The organism is Streptomyces sp. NBC_01006, from assembly GCF_045162725.1.
Taxonomy (GTDB): Bacteria; Actinomycetota; Actinomycetes; order Streptomycetales; family Streptomycetaceae; genus Streptomyces.
Window position 1 is genome coordinate 68,794 of record NZ_CP108701.1, and the last position, 20,813, is coordinate 89,606.

Here is a 20,813-nt window from a genome sequence, read left to right on the forward strand (position 1 = left end):
GCCGTACCAGTTTTTCGTACCACCCCTCAGCGGATATGGACTGAGAGGTACAGGTCGCTACGGTTCCCCTCATGGTCTGGGTATCCCATCCCTGGCAGCACGAGGAACGCGCCCGAGCTGATGCCCGGCGCAAAGGTGATGGTGAGTGACTGCGGTGTTCCCGGGAGGTGACCGGAGCCCACGCATGATCGGCAAATCCCCGTAGCAGTCATTCCCCGTCCGCTGCAGGCGGAACACGTCTCATGTACGTTCGCCAGGAAAGCCATGGGTCCGCCTGACGTGGCTGCCGCGCGGCTAAGGCGCAGCTCCTGAATGGCGGGGCTCTGATCGACGGGCACTCCATTAAAGGCGTCTTTCAGCCGTCCCCATAGCGGCGGGCGGCGGGGCGCGGGGACAACTTCGAGGAACATGGGCCTGTGCGCGGACTCCGCGTGTGGGTCGATGAGCCGGGTGTTCTGGGGCACCTTTAGACGTAGTACGTGCTCCGCGGCTGCGGCGATGTCAGCGAGGATCGCGGCGGGAAGCCAGGGCTGCGCCGGGTCAGGGGCAGAGATTTCGCGGAGAGCAGCGCTCAGCGGTGGGCGCCGATACGGATTCTTGTCGAGAAGTGCTGCCAGCAAGTCGGCGATGCGGGGGGAAAGGCCTGCGAGATCTGGCGGCTCGTGAACGGATCGGTATTGCACCTGTTCCCAGCGTCCCTGTCCGAAGGGGTGCCGCCCGGTCGCAGCATAGGCAAGTACTGCTCCGAAGGCGAAGAGATCAGCCCGCTCGTCTGCTGTCGCGGTAGTGAGGTACTCAGGTGCCATGTACCCGATCGTGCCGACGGCTTGGCCCACGTTGGTTAGGGCACTGTCGTTGTGTGTGCGGGCGATTCCAAAGTCGATCAGGCGTGGACCCGTGCGTGACAGCAGGACGTTGGCAGGTTTCAGATCCCGGTGGACCGTGCCAGCCTCGTGAACAGTGTGAAGAGCGGTTCCCAGCTGGTGAGCCACACCTGCCCAAGCTGGCGTTTCCAATGGGCCGTGCCGGATGACTGCGTCAGCAAGCGTGGGGCCCGCGATGTATTCGGTAGCCAGCCATGGCTGGGCCGCCTCCATGTCTGCAGCAACGATCTTGACCAGCCCGGGTCCCGTCATTCCTTGCGCGATGCGAACTTCGCGCATGAACCGGCGGCGGAACTCGCTGTCGCTCGCGTATTGGGGGCGCACCACTTTAAGGGCAACCACGTCGCCCTCCGGCCCGCGACCGATGTAGACCACACCCATTCCACCCTGACCAAGCCGGCCCAGGAGCTGGTAGCCGCCGAGCTCTACTGGGTCATCCATCAGTAGCTGCTGCACTCGTCCCCCATCTACATGGCTCACGCAGCATGCCACCTGCCGGTGTCCGCTTAGGCAAGCGACTTTGCGGTCTTCTTTCCGGTCGTAGCTACCCAGGTGACAGGAATACGACCGCTGCGGAACAAGTGCTCTCCGCCAGTAAAGGCGGTCACATACTCGCTGGCCTCCGCGCGTATGTGGCGAGCGACAGAGCGGCCTTCGTCAAGGCTCGCGTCCCTAGCGTGACGTCGGCGATGCGGTGGGCCGCCTCTTCGGCACGAAGGGGATCGGTCACGGCAAGGGCTGCCACGACGGCGGCCAGCAACGGGTCCCGGTCAGGGCCAGGCAGCTGGTCGACGAGTTGCTCGGCGGTGTGCGGATCTGTGCCGGCCAGGACCTGCAGAGATTCCCACGCCTGATAGACATACTGCTCGACTTCGGGAGGTCGGCGAACTATCTGCCAGGCACGACGGATTAGCCCCTTTGCGTGCTGCAGATCTGTGGCGGCCGATGCCACGGAGGCAGTGACCAGGGCCTTGGCCAATGAAAGCCGTTGGAGGTCATTGGGCGGCTCGGAGCGGCGGGACTCGGCCAGGCCGACGAGCCGCACAGCCTGAGCCGGGTCCACGGCGGCGAGGTACTCGGCGGCCAGCACCAGCGTCCACAACACTTCGTCGTTGCCAATGGCAGAGACGAGGTGCCCAGCGGCCTTGACGGCGAGTGCCGGGTCGATGTCGGCGGCTGCCGCGGCGATGGCTCCCAGCGCCTCGATGCGGTCGCCGCCTTCGGTTTCGCTGTAGATACTGGGTCGGATCTGAGGCGCCGTCTCATAGGCGGCATCCAGCCAGCGCCGAGCTTGATCGGGTTTGGAGGCGGCTGCCTGGTTGGCCATGCCGACCAGAGCGTTGACCCGGGCGATCAGATCGGTAATTCGCAAAGCGAGGTGTTCGGCCCGCATGGGGTCTGCCGCCGCCGCAGATACCGCAACCTCTACCAGATCACCGCTGCCGTCCTCCTCCGGGTTCTCCACCAGGTCCACGGCGTCATACTGACGGGTCTTGCGGGAGCGCCACCACCTGGGGGTGGCGCGCTGTTCAGCTTGCACCGGCTCGGCGGGGACCTGCTCCCGAGCCTGCACCGGCCCGACAAGGGCCTGCTCGGCCGCGTCGATCAGGTGCAGCGCGTTTCCGGGGCCCGCAGCGGCCTCCTTGATCACTCCTGCCCACGCCGATGCCTGGATGTAGCGCTCGGAGATGTGCCCAATGACCTGCTCCGCCCGCAGGGGGTCGACCCGCGCCGTCGTGATAGCCACGGATTCGAGCGCGTGATTGCGATCTGTCGCTTTGGCCAGGCCCAGTGCGGTCTGCTCCGCGAGGTCGATGAGGCGCCGAGAGCAATACGTGTCGGCGTCGCGGCCAGCGTTGGCGATGTCCACCAACTGTCCAGGCAGCCAGAACGTGTAGTTGGGGTCGGGGGGCAGTTCGCGGGCGGCCAACTCGACCCGCCCCATGAGTCGGCGCGCGCGATCAGGGTCGACGACGGCCATAGAGCCAGCCAATTCACCCAGAGCTTCGATGTGCATTGCGGCGTACTCGTCGCTGTGGAAGTCGTGATCGAGGCACATGCGTTCTACGCGGTCCAGCAGCAGCACGATTCGGTCACTGGCGATGCCTGCCGCTTGGACTGCCAAGTCCCAAAAGCCTCGGGCCTCATCGAGGCCCCACTGAGCGTTTAGAGGAATCTGTAGCAGTCCGTCGATGTGGACTATCGCCTTCGCGGGATCCGGGCCGAGCAGGTGCAGCGCCAGGCTCAGGTGGGATGCAGCCCGTTCGTCAGGATCGGGGCTCAGCATGATGAGCGGCTCGGCTTCGCCGATCAGCCGCCGAGCCAGGTCGATGTCGTCTACCCCGGCGGCCACATCCAGCAGCATGTGCCCGAGGTAGTCCGCGGGTATCGACGGGATGATCTCGTCGATGAGCCAGGGTGCGGTCTTGGCTATCTCACCGAGCGCCGCTGCTCTCTCGAACGAACCGTTAATGGAGCAGGCGATCCGGACGGCGCAGTCAAGCAGCTCGCTCTGCTCAGTGGTGAGCGGCGGCCGGCTGGCCGGGATTGTTCCGATGTTCGCCGGTTGTGTGGGTGGTTGCACCGCCGTCTGTGTTGAGGACACGGTGACTGCGGTTTGGCCGCTCTGCAGCAGTACCTTCGTCTGTCGGGCGGTGGGGCGGGCGCCGGGATCCTTGTCCAGCAGTCGCAGGATGGGCTCGGCCAGCCAACCGGCCGAGGCCGATGGGGCTGGAGGGTCCATGGCGATTGCCCGGATCGTCGCCATCACCGTGTTTCGGCGGAATGGCGATATGCCATCGAGCGTCTCGTACAGGGTCACGCCCAGCGCCCACAAGTCTCCTGGCGGGCCGTCAGTACCGTCGAACCGCTCGGGGGCCATGTATTCGACGGTGCCCACAGCCATGCCCGTTTGAGTGATCTTGGTGTCTGAGTGATGCCTGGCGATACCGAAGTCAACAAGCAGGATCCGCCCGTCGTCGGCCAGCATGATGTTCCCCGGCTTCACATCCCGGTGCGTGATCCCCTGCGCGTGTGCGGCATCCAGGGCCTCCAACACCTGCCGGCCGATCCGTGCGGCCTGGTCCGGTCCGAAGCGGTCGCCGATGGCCAGGGCCTGCGCCAGGGATCGTCCAGCAACCAGATCCATCACCGTCCACGGGATCCCGTCGTCGTCCTCGATCACATCGTGGACGGCCGCGACGTTCGGGTGCGTCCGCAGCGCGGCGGCGTGGCGGGACTCCTTGACCGCGTAGGCCAGGGCGGTCCGCCGCTGCTCCCGCGTGGCATGCGGGTCCAAGACCAGGCGCTTGGCCGCGACATCGACCAGTAGCCTTTGATCGCGAGCCCTCCACACCTCGCCCATACCGCCACCGCCCAGACGCTCGGCTAACCGGTAGCGTCCGGCGATCACGGTCCCGTCGGAAAGATCCAATGCCCCGCCCCTCGTGCCCGTACCCCGCATCAAGCAATGAGAGCGTAGTGGGGGGGACGGCTGGTCGGGAACGCCTACAGAGGCGATCGGGACCGCTTGAGCGGTGCGGATCGATCTCGATCTGGGAATAGACCACCGCCTCGGTGGCGACGGATTCATCCCGGATCACTTCTCGACGGCCTGCATACGGCCCAGTACACATGACGGCCCCAGGTCTCGAACAGTACAAATCTGGGCCCACTTGGGCCACAAGGACGCCGACTGGGTTGTCTTTCCGAGGCATACGAGATGAGCTCGCGTGATGATGGACGGTAAAGGCTCTGAGAAGGCTGCGGAAATCGTCGCGGAACGGTGGCGGGAGTTCCTGGGGTTCGGGGAAGACGTGATCGACCCCGCCATGGTGCGGGCCGCGTACGCGCAACCACGGCTGCGGGTGCTCTTCCCCGGGGTCAGCCACGGCATCCTCTACCTCAGCCGGTGCACCGGCTACCCCGCCTCGCATGACGTGCCGCTCGTGTATCCGCTCGCGGCCGGCGGGTTCCAGGTCACGGGCCGGGCAGGGGAAGGCGTCCTCGGTGAGGTGGCGACCCTGGAGGAGGCGTTCGCCTTGGTCGTGGCCCACCTCCCCGAAGGCAGCGGACCCGCCGTCCTCGGAACGAAGGACTATCTGTGACCGTGGCCTCGGCACTCGGCACTCGGCACTCGGCACTCGGCACTCGGCACTCGGCACTCGGCATCATGACGGACAGCCGACAGGCCGCCCCGTCCCGGGGCCGGACCCCATAGACCCCGCCGTGGCGCGGCCCGCGCACGGCCACCCCACCCCGCATTCCTCAGCGTGACGCGTTGGCAGGGCGGCCGCAGGCGTCTGTGTTCTCCGGCAGTCCCTGCCCCACATTCCGTGAACGATCTCGCTGGCTCTCCGCCAGCAGGACGTGCACCCCACCTGAGCGGCGTTGGGCCGCCGAACACGGCCGCCTGCTGGCCCCGCTGGACGCCAACGTCCAGGACGCGGCGGTGGGCATGTGGCTGAAGAACGCGCGGGCTGGGAGATCGTGGACGGCCACTCCGAAGCGGGGGGCTATCTGATGGCGATGCTCAACGGCAGGGTCCGGGCGGCGGGTACGGCCCAGGGGACGACTGCGGGTGCGGTTGTATGGACATGCGGGGTGGGAGCTTCTTGATCAGGGGGGAGTGCAGCTTCGGCGGGTTCTTGGCCACGTTGGTGCATATCATTCGCACGGCGGCCCTGCCGTGCGGCTCGGTCAGAGGATCACAGCTGAGGTGGCCTCCGTAGATCTGGACGAAGGGTCGCCTGGTTGTCGATGGCATCCGCCGAGAACCCCGAACTTTGGGCCTTCCTGAGATCCCTGTGCCCCGGGGAGATCCTTTCCGGCACGGTCGCCGCCATCGAGCGGTTCGGCGTGTTCGTAGCGCTGGACAAGGGCCCCGAACACCCGGTCTTCCCGGGCGTCGGATTCATCTCGATCCCCGAGCTGTCCTGGCAGCGGTTCGAAGCGGTATCGGACGTTGTCCGGGTCGGGGAACGCGTCTCGTGCGCGTTCCTCTACTTCGACACCTGGAACGGGGAAGCCAGGCTGTCCCTGCGAGCGACCCAGCCGGACCCCTTCCAGACCCTCGCAGACAGCATCTCCGTAGGGCAGACCTTGCAGGGGCAGGTCACCAAGCTGGTCCCGTTCGGCGCTTTCGTTCAGGTCGCAGACGGCGTCGAAGGGCTGGTTCATCTTCGAGAGATGGCATCGACACCCGTGGAAGCTCCCGAAGAAGCTGTCCGAGTCGGCGACGCGGTCTCGGTCGTCGTCGTCGAAGTCGACCGAGAGGGGCGAAGGCTGTCCCTGTCCCGACGCCAGGCCTCGCTCGACCTCCGCTGAACCTGCGTATGGCTCCGCAAAGGGGACTCACCGGGACCGCGCGACCGACGCAGCGCATGTCTTCGGGAGGACCCCGCCCCGACTTCGTCCGCGGACAAAAGTCTGCCGCTCAGTGGTCCACTTCATGGCAACATGTGCCGCATGACGACCATCAGAAAGGTCCATGCCGCGTAGACGGCCGGGACACCTCCGGGCCGCCTTTCCGCGGCCGCACCGGGGACAGGCTGCACGGCCGGGCATCGACGGTCTCTCCGGGCGCGCGGTGGCAGAGATCGCCCGCCTCGAATACACCCGGAGCTACCTCGAGCCAGGAGACGTCATCTTGGCCCTGGACCGGTGGAAGCAGTACGTGCGCGGCCCCAGGCGTCGGCTGTGGGACGAATGTGAGTGGGGCAACGTGCACTGGTACTGCTGCGGCAACCCTCTGGAGGGCCGGGCGCTCCTCGACCGCGTACTCCTGGCCATGACACCCCGGAGCACGCGCGAACTCCGGGCAGTCCTCACCAAGTACGACGACCTCTGGATCACCCCGTACCCCTACCTCGCGGATCGAATCTGAAGGAACGCTCCCCCGCCGAAGCCCTCGGCGGTGGCCGGATCAGCTTCGAGGGCACCGGAGTCGTCATCACATGGGCCGATGGACCACAGCTGACACGCGCCCGTCACTGGTCCACTCGATGCCGACTCGGAGCTGGGCCGTCTGTTTTTCGGAAGTGGCTCCATCGGTCGGGGTCCGCGTCGTCCCCGCCGCCGGCGAGGTCGGGTGCGGCGGCCACGTCGCCGAGCGCGAACGCGCCGTCCGCTCCCGGTACCCGCAGGTCCGCGGCGACGACGAGCCGGCCGCTCTTGGCGGTTTCGGCGCCCAGCGTGGCCATGAGCGGGCTCGCGGCGACACCGGCCGTCCAGATGAGAGTGCGGCAGGGCAGCACCCTCCCGTCGGTGAGGGTGACGTCCTCGGGGCTGGCCTTGGCGACGGAGGAACCGAGCGAGACCTCGATGCCGCGTCGGCGCAGCACGTCGAGGGCGGCCCGGCCCAGCCGGTCGCCGAGTTCGGGCATCAGCTTGGGGGCCACGTCCACGAGGTGCCAGCTGATCTCGCGCCGGCCCAGTCGGGGGTAGCGGCCGATGGCGTTGGTGGTGAGCCGCTCCAGGGAGGCGGCCGTCTCGGTGCCGGCGTAGCCGCCGCCCACCACGACGAAGCCGAGGCGTGAGGCCCGTTCCGACGAGCCGGGTGCGGCGGCGTCGGCCAGGTCGAGCTGGGCGATCACGTGGTCGCGCAGGTGGGCCGCCTCGGCCAGCGTCTTCATCCCTCGGCCGTGCTCCGCCAGGCCTGGGATGTCGAAGGTACGGGTCACCCTGCCCGGTGCGAGCACCAGGTGGTCGTACGGCTGGTCCACCATCTCTCCGGTGATCTTCCGGATGACGCAGACCTTGGCTCGGGTGTCGACGCCCACGGCCCCGCCGGGCACGCTCCGGGTCCGGTGGTGGCGGCTGCGGCTGCGGCACAGCGACACCGCCACCGACTGGGGGGTGAGCACCCCGGAGGCCACCTGGAGAACGGAGTGACCAGCAGGATCTCCGCCTCCCCGGGTGACAGCGTCCGCTCCAGGCGGCGTACTCAGGCGCCGCAGGCGAAGCCCGCGCCGACGACCACGATCCTCGGTCGCACCATGGTGTCCGTCCCCTTCTCGGGTGCACGGGTCCCCAGCAGGCCGTTCCATGCGCGCGGCAAGCGGGAACCGGACTCCTCAGCGGGCGATGGAGATCGCGAAGGGTGCGAATCCGCTGGACCTCATCACGTGCGGTACGAAGAGTATTGCGGCCTCCGTTGCGCGGGCGGTCCGGATCCCGCCCAGATCGGTGATCCACTCCTTGCGCCAGCCGAGGGTGACGAGCAGTTCTCGGACGGTCTGCTTGGCCTGGGGGTCCTCGCCGGAGAGGAAGGCGTCGGGTGCCTGGGTGAGCGTGGTCGGCGCGGTCATCACCGGGAAGAGCATGGTGTTGAGCGTCTTGACGACGCGCGTTTCGGGGAGCGCCTCCTGGAGTTGCTCGGCGAGGCTCGAGCCGGGGTAGATCAGGTCGGCGGGCAGTCCGTCCGGTCCGTCGACGGTGGCGTTGGAGACGTCGACGAGGATCTTGTCGCGCAGTTCCCCGCGCAGGGCGACGAGCCGCTCCAGGGAGCCGGCGCCCGGGGTGGCGTTGATGACGATCCGGGCCGTCCGGGCGGCCTCGGCGGCGGCGCCCGGCGTACGGTTCGCCACCGTCACCTGATGCCCTGCCCGGGTGAGGGCTGCGGACAGGTTGCCGCCGACGCGGCCGTTTCCGAGAACAGCGATCGTGGTCATGATGGTCTGGTCCTTCCGTATGTGCAGGGTGTGGTGAGCGGGTTCAGCGTGAGAGCGTGGCTGCGGCCTGGGCGTGGACGCCGGGGGCGGCGGCCAGGAAGCTCTCGCTCTGCGGGGTCCAGGGACGGCCCTGGGCGTCGGAGATCCGTCCGCCCGCTTCGGTGACGAGCAGCGCGCCGGGCAGCAGGTCCGCGCGGGCACCGGCGAACTGCCAGAAGGCGTCGATGCGGCCGGCGGCCACGTTCACCAGGTGCAGGGTCGCGGGAACGGCGGTGCGGACGACGAGCGCGTCGAAGAGCATCGCGGTGATCGAGGAGCCGACGCGCCGTACGACCTTCTCGTCTTCGTCCGGCCGGGCCTGGCTGGTGGCCACGATGCTCAGGCCGAGGTCCGCGATCCGGGAAACGTGTAGCGGACGGCCATTGAGGTGGGCGCCCGCGCCTGCGAGCGCGGTGTAGGTCTCGCCGGTCAGCGGCAGGTGGACCACGGTGAGTACCGGCTGGTTCTCGCGCACGAGGGTGGCGGTCACCGCCCAGTCCGGCAGGGCGTGGAGGTGGTTGACGTTGCCTTCGGCCGGGTCCACCACCCACCATTCGCCCGGCGGCAGCGCCCCGCCGTCCAGTTCGTCCTCCACCCAGCCGGCGTCCGGGCGCAGACCCGTGAGGCGGGGGCGCAGGATGTCGAGGGCCGTGTCGTCGTTCGCGGCGAGCGCGCGCATCAGCTCTTCACGGGTCTGGTAGCGGACCACGTCGCCGAAGCGCTCGCGCAGCGCCGCGCCGGCCTCGCGCACGGCGATCGCGGTCTGGTCGAGCAGTTCGAGCAGATTGAGCGAGTCGGCGTCAACGGCGGCGACATCGGTGGTCTGAAGCGATTCGGACATGGCGGTGCTCCGGTGTGAGGAGGGGTGATGAGGGGTGATGAGGGGGTGGAGAGGCCGGTCGGCCCGAGTGAGGCGGTCTGCGTGGTGCGGTCTGCGGTCTGCCTTGCGCTTGTGTTTCGAAGGTATCCAGGCCATTGATTAACTTCAACTGCATGTCAAGCACGGCTAGGATTACTCGCATGCAACTGGATTTGAATCTGCTCGCCGCGTTCGACGCACTGCTGGAGGAGGGGAGCGTGGCCGGGGCGGCCGCGCGCCTGCACGTCACCGCCCCCGCGATGAGCCGGAGTCTGGGCCGGATCCGGCGCACGACCGGGGATCAGATCATGGTGCGCACGGGCCGCACCATGACCCCGACGCCGTATGCGATCGCCGTACGGAAGCAGGTGCACGAGCTGCTGCACCAGGTCCAGGGGGTGCTCGCGCCGAGCCGTGAGCTCGATCTGGCAACGCTGGAGCGCACTTTCACACTGCGCTGGCACGATTCACTGGTCGCCTTGAGCGGCCCCGCACTGCTCGCGGAGGTGCGCGGGCAGGCACCGGGCGTGCGGTTGCGCTTCGTCGCGGAATCGAGCATCGACACCCCCGAGTTGCGGCGCGGCGAGGTCGATCTGGAGGCGAATGCCCATCATGGCGGCGCACCGGACATCCGTGCCGAGAAGGTGGGCGAGACCCGCCTCGTCATCGTCGTGAGGCGGGGACACCCCCTCACCCGCGTGAAGACCGTCACCGCAGAGCAGTACGCCGCCGCCGAACACGTCAACGTCTCGCGACGCGGAAACCTCGGCAATGCCCTCGACGACGCCCTCGCACCCCTCGGGCTCACGCGCCGCGTGGTGGCGACCGCGCCCACCGAAGCGGCCGCGCTGGAGTTCGCGCGCGGCTCCGACCTCCTGATCAGCGTCCCCGAAGCCACCACACGGGCAGCGGTCGCCGACCTCGGCCTGGCCGTACTCCCCCTCCCGCTCGAACTGCCGTCGGCGCCGGTATACCTGTCATGGCATCAGCGCTACGACACCGACCCCGCCCACGCCTGGCTGCGCGGGCTGGCACGCACCGCGCTCACCACGGGGTCCGTCGACCTGACGTGACCGGTTGGTTGCGGGTCCCCCGGGGAGGACGCCCGGCAGCGTCGCGCGAGGGGTGAGGTCGGCGGGCCAGCTCCGGTCGGGGGGATGTAGAGCACTTCGCCGGGCCTCAGGCGGCAGGAGAAGGATTCTTCGGCCCCCGGCCCCGCATGCAGCCGCCAGGTCCCGGCCCCGTGCTCTTGCTGCACCAGAAGGTGCACGGACGAACCGGCGCACAGCGGCCGAGCACCGTCCTCGTCCGCGCGGTGCCGCTCGATGACCGTCCGAAGACCCGTCAGCCGTGCGAGCTCACGGGCTTCTGCCGCCAGGGCGGCCGTGGCGTCCTGGGGCCCGTGTGCGCCGCACGTTCCTGCTCGGGCCACAGGATGCCGGGCCCCTGGCTGCGGCACAGTGCGAGGAACTGCACCAGTTCCCGTACATGGGGCGGGGGAACCGCCTCGTCCGTCGATGGCGCGCTGTGCATCCCCGCGTTCAGGCGCAGTCGAAGCGGTCTTCGTACGGGCGGCCGGGGCACGTTCGGCACTCGAACAGGTAGACGCCACCCAGGTCGCCCAGCCTCAGGTCGGCGCCTTCGTAGTCGACGCCTCGGTCCTCGACGGGCGTCCAGGTCAGCCGGGACACCGAATCCGCCTCGGTGCTCTCCACCGTCAGCAGGTGATCCATCGGCTTGCCGCATCCGGAGCAGTCCGGCCAGTCCGGGTCCTGGCACCAGCCCGGGTACCCGCCCAGCTTGGTCCCGGGCGCGGTGGACAGGTGGTACTGGTAGTCCCAACCGGTCTCTGCCTCCACCTGCTCGAAACGCGGCTCCAACGTGTCCCACAGGCCGTACTGGAGGTCCCAGCTCGGGTACTCCGTGACCAGCTCCGGATGGACGACGCACGGCTTCGGTACACGTCCGAACCCGACCGGGACGGGCGCCGGCGGCGCCTCTCGGACCTGCCCGACCACCTTGGCGTCCCGCCAGTGCACCGCGGGAACGACCCATCGGTCGTCGTGATCCCGCGGGCACCAGAGCACCTGGAGAAGGTCGCATCCAGCGGGGAACGGCACGAGGCCCAGGGCATCCGCAGCGTAGACCTGGACGACCGGCACCATCGGCGACGCGTGGTGCTCGGGACACACGGGCCAGGACTCCTCGGCGGGCCACAGCAGCGGGCCGCCCACCGAACTCTCCCGCCGCGTCGGACTCCCCGCACGCGGATGCAGACGCACGGTCTGCCTCCGAAGCGGGGCGACTTCGGGGAAGTGGTGCTCGACGTCCAGGGGCGACGGAGGCGTATGACGGGTCACCGGCAGCAGCCTACGGGTGCGGCCGGTGGCCGGCCGGCGTTGGCGGCGGCCGCGTAACCCTGCCCGGGGCGGTGGGCGCGCTGCTGCCCGAGTCCTCGCGGCGAGTTCCGCCGTCCGGGTCCCGCCGGTACCGCCGGACACCGCACCCGGAGGCCTGGGAGCAGCGTCTTCGCTGTTCGGCGGGGGTGCTCGACAGCGGCAACATGCGACGCCGTGCAGGAGTCTCCGGTGCGGGCGTGGCGGAACATCGACGGCTTCGAGGGGCGCTCGGCGTTGCGTACGTGGGTGTACCGCATCGCCACCAGCGTGTGTTGGCCCGAGCGGGAGCGGCGGCGGAACCCGCCGGCGCCCCCGCAGGACTCCGTCCTGTGGGTGGAGCCCTGTCCCTGTGGCGCTCCGTAGGCGGCCGCGACGACGGGCGAGTCGGTCCGGCCGGCGTTCGTCGCGACGCTGCAGCACCTGCCGCCCGGGCAGCGGGCCCGGGCACGGTGGCCGACCGCCGCCACGTGACGGACGGGCCGGCCGCCCGGGCCTGGCCGGTCTCGCGGGGTGTGCGCGGCGGTGTCGCGGCTTCGTCCGCGGGGGCGGTTACTCGGGTCGCAGGGCGGCCAGGCGCTGTGCGAACGGGACCACTTCGAAGCCGTCCGCCGGGTCCACCGAGGTGATCGCGCCCGTGAGGGAGCGGGGGGCGATCGCGGCGGCGGTGTCCACGTCCAGGGTGGTGTCGCCCGCTGCGGCGGCCATGAAGCGGGCCAGTTCCGCGCCCGCGCGGGCGATGCGCCGGGTCAGGCCGTCCTCGCCCCAGTCCTCGGACGCCGCGTAGACGGCCGTCGGGAGGGTGAAAGCGCGCAGGTACGTGAACAGGGGGCGCAGGGCGTGTTCGGTGACCAGGGAGTGCCGGGCCGTGCCGCCGGTCGCGCCGAGGAGGACGGGCTTGCCGGTGAGGGCGTCCTTGTCGATGACGTCGAAGAACGATTTGAACAGGCCGCTGTAGGAGCCCGCGAAGACCGGGGTCACGGCGATCAGACCGTCCGCGGCGGCCACCGCGTCGAGCGCGGCGGCGAGCCGGGCGGGCGGGAACCCGGTGACGAAGTGCTGGGCGATCTCCGTCGCGAGCTCCCGCAGTTCGATCACTTCGGGTTCGGCGTCCAGGTGGCTGAGGGCCGCGGCCGTGAGGCGGTCGGCGAGCAGGCGGGTCGAGGAGGGCGAGCTGAGGCCCGCGGATACGACGATGAGCTTCATGCCCGCGTCTCCTCCTTCCCGGTGTCCTGCGGCTGAGCGGGGGTGCGGGCCGCCGTCACTCGGGCCGCGTGCGTCGGGGCGTCGGGCACGCCGGCCGGGCGGAGGCTCGCGAACTCCTTGCGGAGCACCGGTACGACTTCCTCACCGAGCAGGTCGAGCTGTTCCAGGACGGTCTTCAGGGGCAGGCCGGCGTGGTCCATCAGGAACAGCTGGCGCTGGTAGTCGCCGGCGTAGTCCCGGAAGGAGAGGGTGCGCTCGATGACCTGCTGCGGCGAGCCGACGGTCAGGGGGGTCTGGGAAGTGAACTCCTCCAGGGAGGGGCCGTGGCCGTAGACGGGTGCGTTGTCGAAGTACGGGCGGAACTCGCGGACCGCGTCCTGGGAGTTCTTCCGCATGAAGACCTGGCCGCCGAGGCCGACGACGGCCTGCTCGGGGGTGCCGTGGCCGTAGTGGGCGTAGCGCTCCCGGTACAGGTTGACCATCTGCTTGGTGTGGGAGACGGGCCAGAAGATGTTGTTGTGGAAGAAGCCGTCGCCGTAGTACGCGGCCTGCTCGGCGATCTCCGGCGAGCGGATGGAGCCGTGCCATACGAAGGGCGCGACGCCGTCCAGCGGGCGGGGGGTGGAGGTGAAGGACTGCAGCGGCGTACGGAACTTGCCCTTCCACGTGACGACGTCCTCGTCCCACAGGCGTCGCAGCAGCGCGTAGTTCTCGATGGCGAGGTCGATGCCGTCTCGGATGTCCTTGCCGAACCAGGGGTAGACCGGGCCGGTGTTGCCGCGGCCCATCATCACGTCGACGCGGCCGTCCGCGACGTGCTGGAGCATCGCGAAGTCCTCGGCGATCTTGACCGGGTCGTTCGTGGTGATCAGTGTGGTCGAGGTGGACAGGATCAGGTTCTCGGTGCGCGCGGCGACGTAGCCGAGCAGCGTCGTCGGCGAGGAGGGGACGAACGGCGGGTTGTGGTGCTCGCCGGTGGCGAAGACGTCGAGGCCGACCTCCTCGGCCTTCTGTGCGATGGCGAGCATCGCCTTGATGCGCTCGTGCTCGCCGGGCACGCGCCCGGTCGTCGGATCGGCCGTGACGTCGCCGACGGTGAAGATCCCGAACTGCATGGCTCCCCTTACCGAGATTGTTGATGATTCAACCATACTCTGGAACCGGGAGTGGGTCCCGGGTATTCCTGATGTCGGTGGTGTGGGGCCGGTGCCTGGTCGGGTGGCACGGGGGACCCGGGCGAAGCCGCCGGGCAGTCGGCGACCGCGGGCGCCGGATGTGCTCGCGGCCGAGGAGCGCCGGCAGCCGTTCCGGTGCGGGACGGGTCCTCATACCGGGCCCCATACGGGGGCGGGCGAGGATGGAGGCGTGCCATGGGGGTCCGCTGTGCAGCAACACCTGCGAACTCGACGGACCGATCGGCGCGCACGCGCCCGCCTCGTTCCGCGACGTCGAGGGCGGCGTGCTCGTTGGCCGCCACCCTGGGGCGCTTGGCCGGCCCGGCGGTACTCCCCCCTCCAGACCTCGCGCCCCGGCGGCTGCTTTGTCAAGCGCGCTTGCGTTTGCGGTTCGGGTGGGGAAGGCTCGGTCCCATGACGACCCCCATGGGCGCGACGCGCGTCGCGCTCGCGCCCGGCGAAACAGACGAGCTGGACCACCTCTTCCGCACGGTAGAGGAGCTCACGGCTGCCCTTGAACAGGCCCGCGGTGCACTCAGTGAGGCCGCGGGACGGATCGCAGCCGGGCACGGGCGGGGCGGGCCGGCCGCCGTCGCAGCCCAGGTCGGCTGGTCACGCCAGCACGTCTCCACCCTCACCGCCGCCTACCGCCGGCAGGGAACCGGCAGCCGAAAGGACGCGGCGTGAGCACCGCCGCCGAGCACCCCCACGACGGCGGCCTCCCGCAGCCCGCCGCCACCGTCGAGGATCTGCGCGCAGCCCTGGTACGGATCGCGCCGGACGCGGTCGCCACCTTCGACGCCGAACGCGCCGCAGCCGTCGCCCAGGCCCGCCGCGAGGTCAGCTCGGCCCCGGTACGCCGGTTCCTACGGCAGTGGGCGCTGCACGTGGCGATCGAGCGGCACTCCGACCTCGCCGCCCGGCTGCGGCACCTCGAAGCGAGGGCCGCGCACGTCACCGACCCCGAAGAGGGCCGGATGATCACCGCTGAGATCGGGCGAATCCTCGACAAAGCCGCAGCCGAAGCCGGACTGCACCATGGCGGGGAGTCTTGAGCAGCTGGCGGTGGGAGTACGACCCCGATGCCGAGCACGTCGTCCAAGGCCTGCCCGGCCACGTAGTCGCCGAGGTCGAGCGCCTCGCTGACGAGCTCGTCGCGCTCGCCGACGTCGGCATCGACGTCACCGACATCGGCGAAGGAGCCCGCCGCGGCGTCGCCGGCGGGCTACGCCGTATCCCCCTCCTCGCCGACGGCTGGTTCTACGCCCTGCCCCTGCCCCGTCTCCAGCTCATCGCGGTCATTCGCGTCATCCCCCCGTACACCGACCTGTAGGACCACGGTGCTGGGGCACAGAGGACGGCACTGCTGGTCCTGGCGGTACGGCCGATCCCTCCATACCGCCGGCACCGCAGTGTCATCGGGTGGCCAGCCATCGCGTTCGGCAGCCGGCATTTCTTGTGGGACTTCCCTGACGTCTTCCGGTTCGACAAGGACAGCCGGAGGCTCGTCGGGGCCGCATTCCGGATGCCATGGACGTCCGCCAACTGCGAGAGCATCGACCGCGTTCCCGTCATGCCCGTGGTAATTGCGGACGGGATCCCTGCGGACGAGGTCCAGGCCGGTGGAAGCCCGCATCGGCATCGCCCCGGATGTGGCGCTGCTCGTCCGGAACGGCGCCGTCGTCGGTTGGAGCCTCACCGACCCGGCCCGGTACCTGACCACCCATTGCTGCGACCCGGACCCCGACCCGCCGGCGCCCTGTCCGCGCTGATCGCGAACCTGGTGGACACCTGTGGGGCTGATGGCGATCGGCCGGTGTGAATGGCGTACCAGTCCGTGGCTGGGTGGCGGCAACTCGCCCGGCAGGTCTCAGGAGGCCATGGCCCTTCACACTTCGAGCCAGTTGGGTCGCGTTACCGCTACGGGCGCGCCGTCAAGCAGAAGCTTGCTGTTCCAGAGGCCGAGGCCGGTGACCGCCCGGACCGCCCGGACTGCCTCCATCTTCCGCGCAGCTGCGGGCCGCCATGGGTGCGTCGTCGGCAGACCGAGCGGACTATCGCCGGGTACGGAGCCTGCAAGTCCGATTTTCACGGAATCCGGTGATCGAGACCCAGTCCCGACTCAGCGGGCACTGCCCATGGTCCGGTCGGCTTCGGAGCCGCTCAGCATCAGGGTGGTTTCCTCGATGCGGTGGAAGCGGCCGTCGGGGGCCAGGTCGGCGAAGACGTAGACCCATGGTGACGGTGGTGCCGTCGTTCTTGGTGATGTGGCAGGTGTGCCGGTCGGCGTACTTGTTGCCGTCGTACAGCTCGTCGTGGACCTCGACCTCGCCGCCGGCGACGATGCCGCGCAGGTGGCTGATGTGGCCCGAGGCAACGGGCCCGGTCCGCCCAGCAGCAGATCGTCGGCCGGCGGTCAGTCCATCAGGGCGAAGTGGCTGAGCGCCGTGAAGGGCGCGTCCCAGGTGGGGATCCGGGCCCGCACCCACCCCTCGCCGTCCCACGCGTACAGGCCGTGGCGGTTGAGGTGCAAGGCCCGAGCCCGGTACGCGTCGCCCACCACGGGGTAGCAGAGCCCGGTGAACGGACTGTTCTCGTAGCGGCGTGTCCCTTCCAGCTTCCCCCGCGCCGCGCCCTGCCCTTCGAGCAGCAGGAACGAGAACACCCGCCCGCGGCTGCCGCGTAGACGCGTTGGCGGCCGGCCCGTGCGGGCCGCGGGAGCGCAGCTGAAGCGGGCCTGTCCACCGGCTGGTGCCGGTGGACGGGCCCGCGTCGTCGCTCATTGGGGACTGGTCTCCGGGCGGTCGCGGGGCTCAGATCATGTTCTTGTAGATGTTCCAGCCCTTGCCGAACAGCACCCGGGTGGTGAAGGTCGCGGTGCCGGCGTTGCCCGTTGAGGTGTACAGGTACATGTCGCCGTTCGGGAGACGGCCGAGCACATCGCCCTTGCCGTCGCCGTCGATGTCACCCGGCACGAGCAGCGTGTCGTACACGTTCCAGCCGGTGGCGACCTGCTCCCGGGCGGCGAACGGCGCGGTGGACGTCCCCGTGCCCTTGTAGAGGAACATCCGGCCGCTGGTGTCCCGGGCGAGCACGTCGGGCCGCCCGTCGCCGGAGTAGTCGCCGGCGCCGACGAGCGCGTCGTAGGCGTTCCAGCCGGTGCCGACCTTGATGCGCGCGCCGAGCTTGGTGTCCACCGCGCCGTCGCCGGGGTGCAGCCACAGCACGCCGGCGGAGTCGCGGCTGAGCAGGTCGCCCTTGCCGTCGCCGGTGAGGTCACCTGGGCCGACCATGAGCGTGTAGTTCCACGTCGTGCTGACCTTCAGGCCGCGGATGTACAGGTCGCTGCCGATGTTCTGCACGTAACTGGCGTGGTTGTGGCTGTTGAGCCCGGTGGCGTAGGTGTTGCGGGAGCCGGGCGTCTCGGTGCCGACGTTGGTCGGCGGCGTCAGATAGGTGCCGTTGGCCAAGGCGGAGTACTTGGCGAGGGTGTTGTTGGCCTCGGTCATGAGGTTCTGTGACTTGCCGTAGAGCTGCGTGGTGCCGGCGCCGACGATGAACTTGTTCCGTTCCCACCCACTGCCGTAGTAGGTGGGGGCGGCGAACTTGCCGCCACCGATCGACTTGTAGAAGTACTGCACGCCGTCGCGGTTGCGGGCGATCAAGTCGCTCATGCCGTCCCCGTCGACGTCGTCCGGTCCGCTGATCACGTTGTACGTGTTCCAGCCGGTGCCGACCTTGACGCGGGGCTTGAGCGGGGTGGTGGCGCTGCCGGATCCCTTGTGGAACCACAGCTCGCCGGTCAGGGTGCGGGTGAGGACGTCGCCGAGGCCGTCGCCGTCGACGTCGCTCGCGCCGACGATCTGGTCGTACATGCCCCAGCCGGAGCCGACCTTGACCCGCGTGTTGAAGGGTTTGCTGACGGTTCCGGTGCCGGTGTACAGCCACAGGTCGCCGGCGTGGTCGCGGGCCAGCAGGTCGGGGTGGTGGTCCCCGGTCACGTCGCCGGTGGCCACGAGGTGGTTGTACTTCTGCCAGCCGCTGCCGGACCACAGAGGTGCGGAGGTACCTTGCAGGCCGGTCTCGTAGAGCGTGAGTACGCCGTCGAAGGAGAGGGAGAGCAGCTCGGCCTTGGTCGTACCACCGACGTCGCCGACCGGCAGCAGGTCCTTGAAGGAGGCCTCGCGGTCGGTCTTGTAGATCGCGTAGTCGCCCCAGGACGAGTTCGACGACAGGTAGACGGCCGTGCTCTGGTCGTACTCCATGACGATCATGTCGCTGATGCCGTCGCCGTCGAGGTCGTGCCGCGGCTTGGCGGCGGCCGCCCGCGCCAGTTCCGTGGCACGGCCGGGCAGGGCGACGGTCGGGTGCCCATTTTCGCCGCGCGGCGCGGCGGCGTAGGCCGACTCCGGTTGCGGGGCGGAGGCGGGTGCTGGGTGCTGCGGGGCGGCGGTGCTCGGGGCGGCGCTCGGGGCGGCGGTGCTCGGGGCGGCCGAGAGGGCGCCGGTGGCCAGGGCGAGTACGCCCCCGGCGGCCAGGGCACGCAGGCGTCCGCGGTGCGATGAAGTCAAGATCCCCCCTGAGGATCTACCCGGGATCGCCCGGACACGTCTTGCTGTGTGCTCGGAGACACGGATCCGTGCGTGAACGGTTCCCTCTTCCTCCGTGCAAATCAGAACGCTAAAGAACGCGGCCCAGGAGAGACACCGCATGCATCGACGAAGAGCCCGGTGAGTAGCATGAGCAAAGTGGCCCTCGACCAGCGTTGCGCCTGCGTGTCGATGACACACGTACGGGGGGACTCAGGGAGGTAGAGCACCGGCACGGTACGGCCGATCGGAAAGCGCCGTCGGCCGGAGTAGCTGCTGCGGCACTCGTGGGTCGAACACGGCGCCGATCAGCAGCAGCGCCCACGCTGCGGATATGCACACGAGCCACGTCATGCTGCCTCCCTCCGTCGGCGCAACGGCAGATCAAGTGTCAGACGCGCCTGCAGGGTCCGGCGATGGCGGTTGCGAGGGCGGCCGGCTGTGCCAGGAACGGCGAGTGCGAGCTGTCGGGTTCGAGGACGGTGGTCGGCGCGTCGGAGACGGCGTCGATCTCGCGTACGAAGCGACGTTGCAGGGCTGCCGGGATCGCGGTGTCCTTCGTACAGACCAGGTAGGTGTGCGGCACGGAAGGTCTCGCGGATCGCCGCGTGGCCGTCGCCGTCGCCGGGGTCGATGCGCACCGCTCCGACGGTGGCCGGGTCGGGCCCGCTGGAGGCGGAGCGTCAGCTCGCCCTGACTGACCGTGGAGCCCTTCCCCGAGGTGTTCGCGCTGGGAGCGGGCGGCCTGGCCATGTACTCGGTGTGCCGGCCGCCTGCTCGTTCTGCTGCTCTCGGGCCGGCGCCGGATCACTTGTCGTCGTCCGAGGGCGGTGGGTGGTCCTCGCGATCGGCTTCGTCCAGTTCGCGCATGCGGCGCTCGACGCCTTCTTTCAGACTCTCCCCCTCCGACGGCTCCTCGTCCGCCGGGTCCGGGCCCGGCGAACCGGGCTCGGGCCGACGGAACCTTTGACGCAGTTTGTCCGCGCGAGCCTTGCGCTGCTGAGCGTCATCGCTCACGGCGACCTCCCTGACGGAGCGGCTGACGGCGGTGTGCGGGTTCGGCCACCCTCACTTCCCCGTCCCCTTGCCCTTGCCCTTGCCCTTCCCCTTCCAGGCCTTTGCGGCGGGGTTCGAGGTCTTCAGGCTCTCGATCTGGACGCGCCATGCTTCGGCCCGGGCGTTGGTGGACTCCTTGGCCCGCGCCGTGAGTGCCTTCGCGGCGGTGTACGGCTTGGAGGCCGGACCACTGGAGGCGAGGCGGCTGACCGTCTTGGTCTTGGCGTCGATGGCCGCGCGGAGGCTGCCGCTGCCGGTCAGGCTTCCCAGGCTGCGGAACGTCGGTTCGTTGCCCTCGAACCAGGTCTGCTGCCACCACTCGTCCGAGACCGGCTCGCGCCAGCTGATGTATCCGCCGCGCAGCACCTGCCTGGGCTTCTTGATGTGACCACCGAAGCTGTAGCGGGCACCCTCGACGGAGACCGGGTCGTAGAATCTCGGCGTGAAGAAGTCCGAGACGAGCATGCCGTTGATGGTGTAGCCGAACTCCTCGGCCTCCGAAGGGTCGGAGACCTCCACCAGGAACTCCACCATGCCCTGGTCCGGGTGGGGAGACTTGCCGGCCACCAGACGATTCCCGAACGGGTCGGCGCACATCTCCAGCATCTCGTGGCTCGCCGTCAGCGACCAGCTCGCGCCGAACTCGATCAGGGAGAACGGCTGTCCGTTCTCGTCCGTGTGGTACCCGGCCGCGTCGGGGACGTCGTCGACCACGATCAGCGGCCAGTACCCGACGGGAACGTCCTCAAGTCTGTCGAAGGCGTCCACGGTTGCGTTGACGTCCCAGATGGGCCCGAAATCGCGGGTCGCCTGCTTCTGCAGGGCAGCGGCCACCCGGGTGAGCTGCGAGGGGCTGATCTGGTTGGTTTGAGTCTCTGACACGAGGGCGAGCTGGACGATCAACATGGACGTTTGCTGCCTTTCCCTTTGTGGCAACGG

General features: G+C 69.4%; 21 protein-coding genes and 4 pseudogenes. 9 read left to right on the forward strand and 16 right to left on the reverse strand.

Annotated features, from left to right (window positions below; genetic code table 11):
• Nucleotides 1–26: 26 nt before the first annotated feature.
• Both OG509_RS40155 and OG509_RS40160 read right to left on the reverse strand, forming a co-directional pair.
• A complete protein-coding gene (locus OG509_RS40155; protein WP_331741712.1) occupies nt 27–1,340 on the reverse strand; it encodes a protein kinase domain-containing protein in 1,314 nt (437 codons plus the stop codon).
• Nucleotides 1,341–1,488: 148 nt separating this feature from the next.
• Nucleotides 1,489–4,317 (reverse strand): serine/threonine-protein kinase, encoded by a 2,829-nt coding sequence (locus tag OG509_RS40160; protein WP_331741715.1) that lies wholly within the window; start codon nt 4,315–4,317, stop codon nt 1,489–1,491.
• 301 nt (nt 4,318–4,618) lie between these two features.
• On the opposite strand from OG509_RS40160, the gene OG509_RS40165 reads away from it, so the two are divergent.
• The 3 genes from OG509_RS40165 (at nt 4,619) to OG509_RS40175 (ending at nt 6,768) form a co-directional block, all read left to right on the forward strand.
• Nucleotides 4,619–4,990, forward strand: coding sequence for a DUF6193 family natural product biosynthesis protein (locus OG509_RS40165; RefSeq protein WP_331741718.1), 372 nt, complete (start codon nt 4,619–4,621; stop codon nt 4,988–4,990).
• A 652-nt stretch (nt 4,991–5,642) separates the two neighbouring features.
• A complete protein-coding gene (locus OG509_RS40170) occupies nt 5,643–6,209 on the forward strand; it encodes a S1 RNA-binding domain-containing protein (RefSeq protein ID WP_331741721.1) in 567 nt (188 codons plus the stop codon).
• A gap of 322 nt (nt 6,210–6,531) precedes the next feature.
• Nucleotides 6,532–6,768, forward strand: a complete 237-nt coding sequence (locus tag OG509_RS40175; protein ID WP_406187882.1) for a hypothetical protein — start codon at nt 6,532–6,534, stop codon at nt 6,766–6,768.
• A 154-nt stretch (nt 6,769–6,922) separates the two neighbouring features.
• Here the strand turns inward: OG509_RS40175 and OG509_RS40180 are convergent.
• The 3 genes and pseudogenes from OG509_RS40180 to OG509_RS40190 all read right to left on the reverse strand — a co-directional run.
• Nucleotides 6,923–7,818, reverse strand: a pseudogene (locus OG509_RS40180) (NAD(P)/FAD-dependent oxidoreductase); the annotation flags it as partial.
• 139 nt (nt 7,819–7,957) lie between these two features.
• Complete coding sequence (locus OG509_RS40185) at nt 7,958–8,554, reverse strand: NAD(P)-binding domain-containing protein (RefSeq protein WP_331741725.1); 597 nt, start codon at nt 8,552–8,554, stop codon at nt 7,958–7,960.
• A gap of 43 nt (nt 8,555–8,597) precedes the next feature.
• Nucleotides 8,598–9,434 (reverse strand): 3'(2'),5'-bisphosphate nucleotidase CysQ, encoded by an 837-nt coding sequence (locus tag OG509_RS40190; RefSeq protein ID WP_331741729.1) that lies wholly within the window; start codon nt 9,432–9,434, stop codon nt 8,598–8,600.
• Between the two features lie 179 nt (nt 9,435–9,613).
• On the opposite strand from OG509_RS40190, the gene OG509_RS40195 reads away from it, so the two are divergent.
• Nucleotides 9,614–10,525 carry a LysR family transcriptional regulator gene (locus OG509_RS40195; RefSeq protein ID WP_331741732.1) on the forward strand — a complete coding sequence of 304 codons (912 nt, stop codon included), beginning with the start codon at nt 9,614–9,616 and terminating at the stop codon, nt 10,523–10,525.
• Nucleotides 10,526–10,993: 468 nt separating this feature from the next.
• Here the strand turns inward: OG509_RS40195 and OG509_RS40200 are convergent, their stop codons facing one another.
• A complete protein-coding gene (locus OG509_RS40200; RefSeq protein WP_406187883.1) occupies nt 10,994–11,686 on the reverse strand; it encodes a DUF1963 domain-containing protein in 693 nt (230 codons plus the stop codon).
• Nucleotides 11,687–11,995: 309 nt separating this feature from the next.
• Here OG509_RS40200 and OG509_RS40205 point away from each other — a divergent pair.
• Nucleotides 11,996–12,214, forward strand: a pseudogene (locus OG509_RS40205) (sigma factor); the annotation flags it as partial.
• 186 nt (nt 12,215–12,400) lie between these two features.
• On the opposite strand, the gene OG509_RS40210 reads toward OG509_RS40205, so the two are convergent.
• Entirely contained in the window at nt 12,401–13,054 is a 654-nt protein-coding gene (locus tag OG509_RS40210) for a CE1759 family FMN reductase (protein ID WP_331741738.1), read from the reverse strand.
• Complete coding sequence (locus tag OG509_RS40215; RefSeq protein ID WP_331741741.1) at nt 13,051–14,169, reverse strand: LLM class flavin-dependent oxidoreductase; 1,119 nt, start codon at nt 14,167–14,169, stop codon at nt 13,051–13,053. Before OG509_RS40215 ends, OG509_RS40210 begins: the two co-directional genes overlap by 4 nt.
• Before the next feature lie 474 nt (nt 14,170–14,643).
• Here OG509_RS40215 and OG509_RS40220 point away from each other — a divergent pair, with 474 nt between their 5' ends.
• The 4 genes from OG509_RS40220 (at nt 14,644) to OG509_RS40235 (ending at nt 16,001) form a co-directional block, all read left to right on the forward strand.
• The gene (locus OG509_RS40220) at nt 14,644–14,916 is read left to right on the forward strand and encodes a hypothetical protein (protein ID WP_331741744.1); all 273 of its coding nucleotides are present in this window, start codon (nt 14,644–14,646) and stop codon (nt 14,914–14,916) included.
• Nucleotides 14,913–15,284, forward strand: a complete 372-nt coding sequence (locus tag OG509_RS40225; RefSeq protein ID WP_331741746.1) for a DUF6247 family protein — start codon at nt 14,913–14,915, stop codon at nt 15,282–15,284. Before OG509_RS40220 ends, OG509_RS40225 begins: the two co-directional genes overlap by 4 nt.
• Nucleotides 15,281–15,562, forward strand: a complete 282-nt coding sequence (locus tag OG509_RS40230) for a hypothetical protein (protein ID WP_331741750.1) — start codon at nt 15,281–15,283, stop codon at nt 15,560–15,562. The genes OG509_RS40225 and OG509_RS40230 overlap by 4 nt, the downstream gene beginning before the upstream one ends.
• A gap of 289 nt (nt 15,563–15,851) precedes the next feature.
• Nucleotides 15,852–16,001: a hypothetical protein gene (locus OG509_RS40235; RefSeq protein WP_331741753.1), complete on the forward strand. Its 150-nt coding sequence runs from the start codon at nt 15,852–15,854 to the stop codon at nt 15,999–16,001.
• A 116-nt stretch (nt 16,002–16,117) separates the two neighbouring features.
• Here OG509_RS40235 and OG509_RS40240 read toward each other — a convergent pair whose 3' ends face one another.
• The 8 genes and pseudogenes from OG509_RS40240 to OG509_RS40275 all read right to left on the reverse strand — a co-directional run bounded on the left by OG509_RS40240 (nt 16,118) and on the right by OG509_RS40275 (nt 20,756).
• Nucleotides 16,118–16,231, reverse strand: a complete 114-nt coding sequence (locus OG509_RS40240) for a hypothetical protein (protein ID WP_331742744.1) — start codon at nt 16,229–16,231, stop codon at nt 16,118–16,120.
• A gap of 120 nt (nt 16,232–16,351) precedes the next feature.
• A pseudogene (locus OG509_RS40245) lies at nt 16,352–16,623 on the reverse strand (nuclear transport factor 2 family protein); the annotation flags it as partial.
• A gap of 22 nt (nt 16,624–16,645) precedes the next feature.
• Nucleotides 16,646–16,894, reverse strand: coding sequence for a hypothetical protein (locus OG509_RS40250; RefSeq protein ID WP_331741756.1), 249 nt, complete (start codon nt 16,892–16,894; stop codon nt 16,646–16,648).
• A 148-nt stretch (nt 16,895–17,042) separates the two neighbouring features.
• Nucleotides 17,043–18,800, reverse strand: coding sequence for a VCBS repeat-containing protein (locus OG509_RS40255; protein WP_331741759.1), 1,758 nt, complete (start codon nt 18,798–18,800; stop codon nt 17,043–17,045).
• 101 nt (nt 18,801–18,901) lie between these two features.
• Nucleotides 18,902–19,078, reverse strand: a pseudogene (locus tag OG509_RS40260) (hypothetical protein); the annotation flags it as partial.
• Between the two features lie 131 nt (nt 19,079–19,209).
• Nucleotides 19,210–19,629: an alpha/beta fold hydrolase gene (locus OG509_RS40265; protein ID WP_331741762.1), complete on the reverse strand. Its 420-nt coding sequence runs from the start codon at nt 19,627–19,629 to the stop codon at nt 19,210–19,212.
• On the reverse strand, nt 19,626–19,835 hold the full coding sequence (locus OG509_RS40270; protein WP_331741765.1) for a hypothetical protein: 210 nt from the start codon (nt 19,833–19,835) through the stop codon (nt 19,626–19,628). Before OG509_RS40270 ends, OG509_RS40265 begins: the two co-directional genes overlap by 4 nt.
• Before the next feature lie 51 nt (nt 19,836–19,886).
• On the reverse strand, nt 19,887–20,756 hold the full coding sequence (locus tag OG509_RS40275; protein WP_406187884.1) for a hypothetical protein: 870 nt from the start codon (nt 20,754–20,756) through the stop codon (nt 19,887–19,889).
• Between the last annotated feature and the right edge of the window lie 57 nt (nt 20,757–20,813).

Coding starts and splice junctions, on each gene's coding strand:
- OG509_RS40165 (WP_331741718.1), top strand. CDS start 4,619: ATGATGGACGGTAAAGGCTCTGAGAAGGCTGCGGAAATCGTCGCGGAA.
- OG509_RS40170 (WP_331741721.1), top strand. CDS start 5,643: ATGGCATCCGCCGAGAACCCCGAACTTTGGGCCTTCCTGAGATCCCTG.
- OG509_RS40185 (WP_331741725.1), bottom strand. CDS start 8,554: ATGACCACGATCGCTGTTCTCGGAAACGGCCGCGTCGGCGGCAACCTG.
- OG509_RS40190 (WP_331741729.1), bottom strand. CDS start 9,434: ATGTCCGAATCGCTTCAGACCACCGATGTCGCCGCCGTTGACGCCGAC.
- OG509_RS40195 (WP_331741732.1), top strand. CDS start 9,614: ATGCAACTGGATTTGAATCTGCTCGCCGCGTTCGACGCACTGCTGGAG.
- OG509_RS40210 (WP_331741738.1), bottom strand. CDS start 13,054: ATGAAGCTCATCGTCGTATCCGCGGGCCTCAGCTCGCCCTCCTCGACC.
- OG509_RS40215 (WP_331741741.1), bottom strand. CDS start 14,169: ATGCAGTTCGGGATCTTCACCGTCGGCGACGTCACGGCCGATCCGACG.
- OG509_RS40220 (WP_331741744.1), top strand. CDS start 14,644: ATGACGACCCCCATGGGCGCGACGCGCGTCGCGCTCGCGCCCGGCGAA.
- OG509_RS40240 (WP_331742744.1), bottom strand. CDS start 16,231: ATGGAGGCAGTCCGGGCGGTCCGGGCGGTCACCGGCCTCGGCCTCTGG.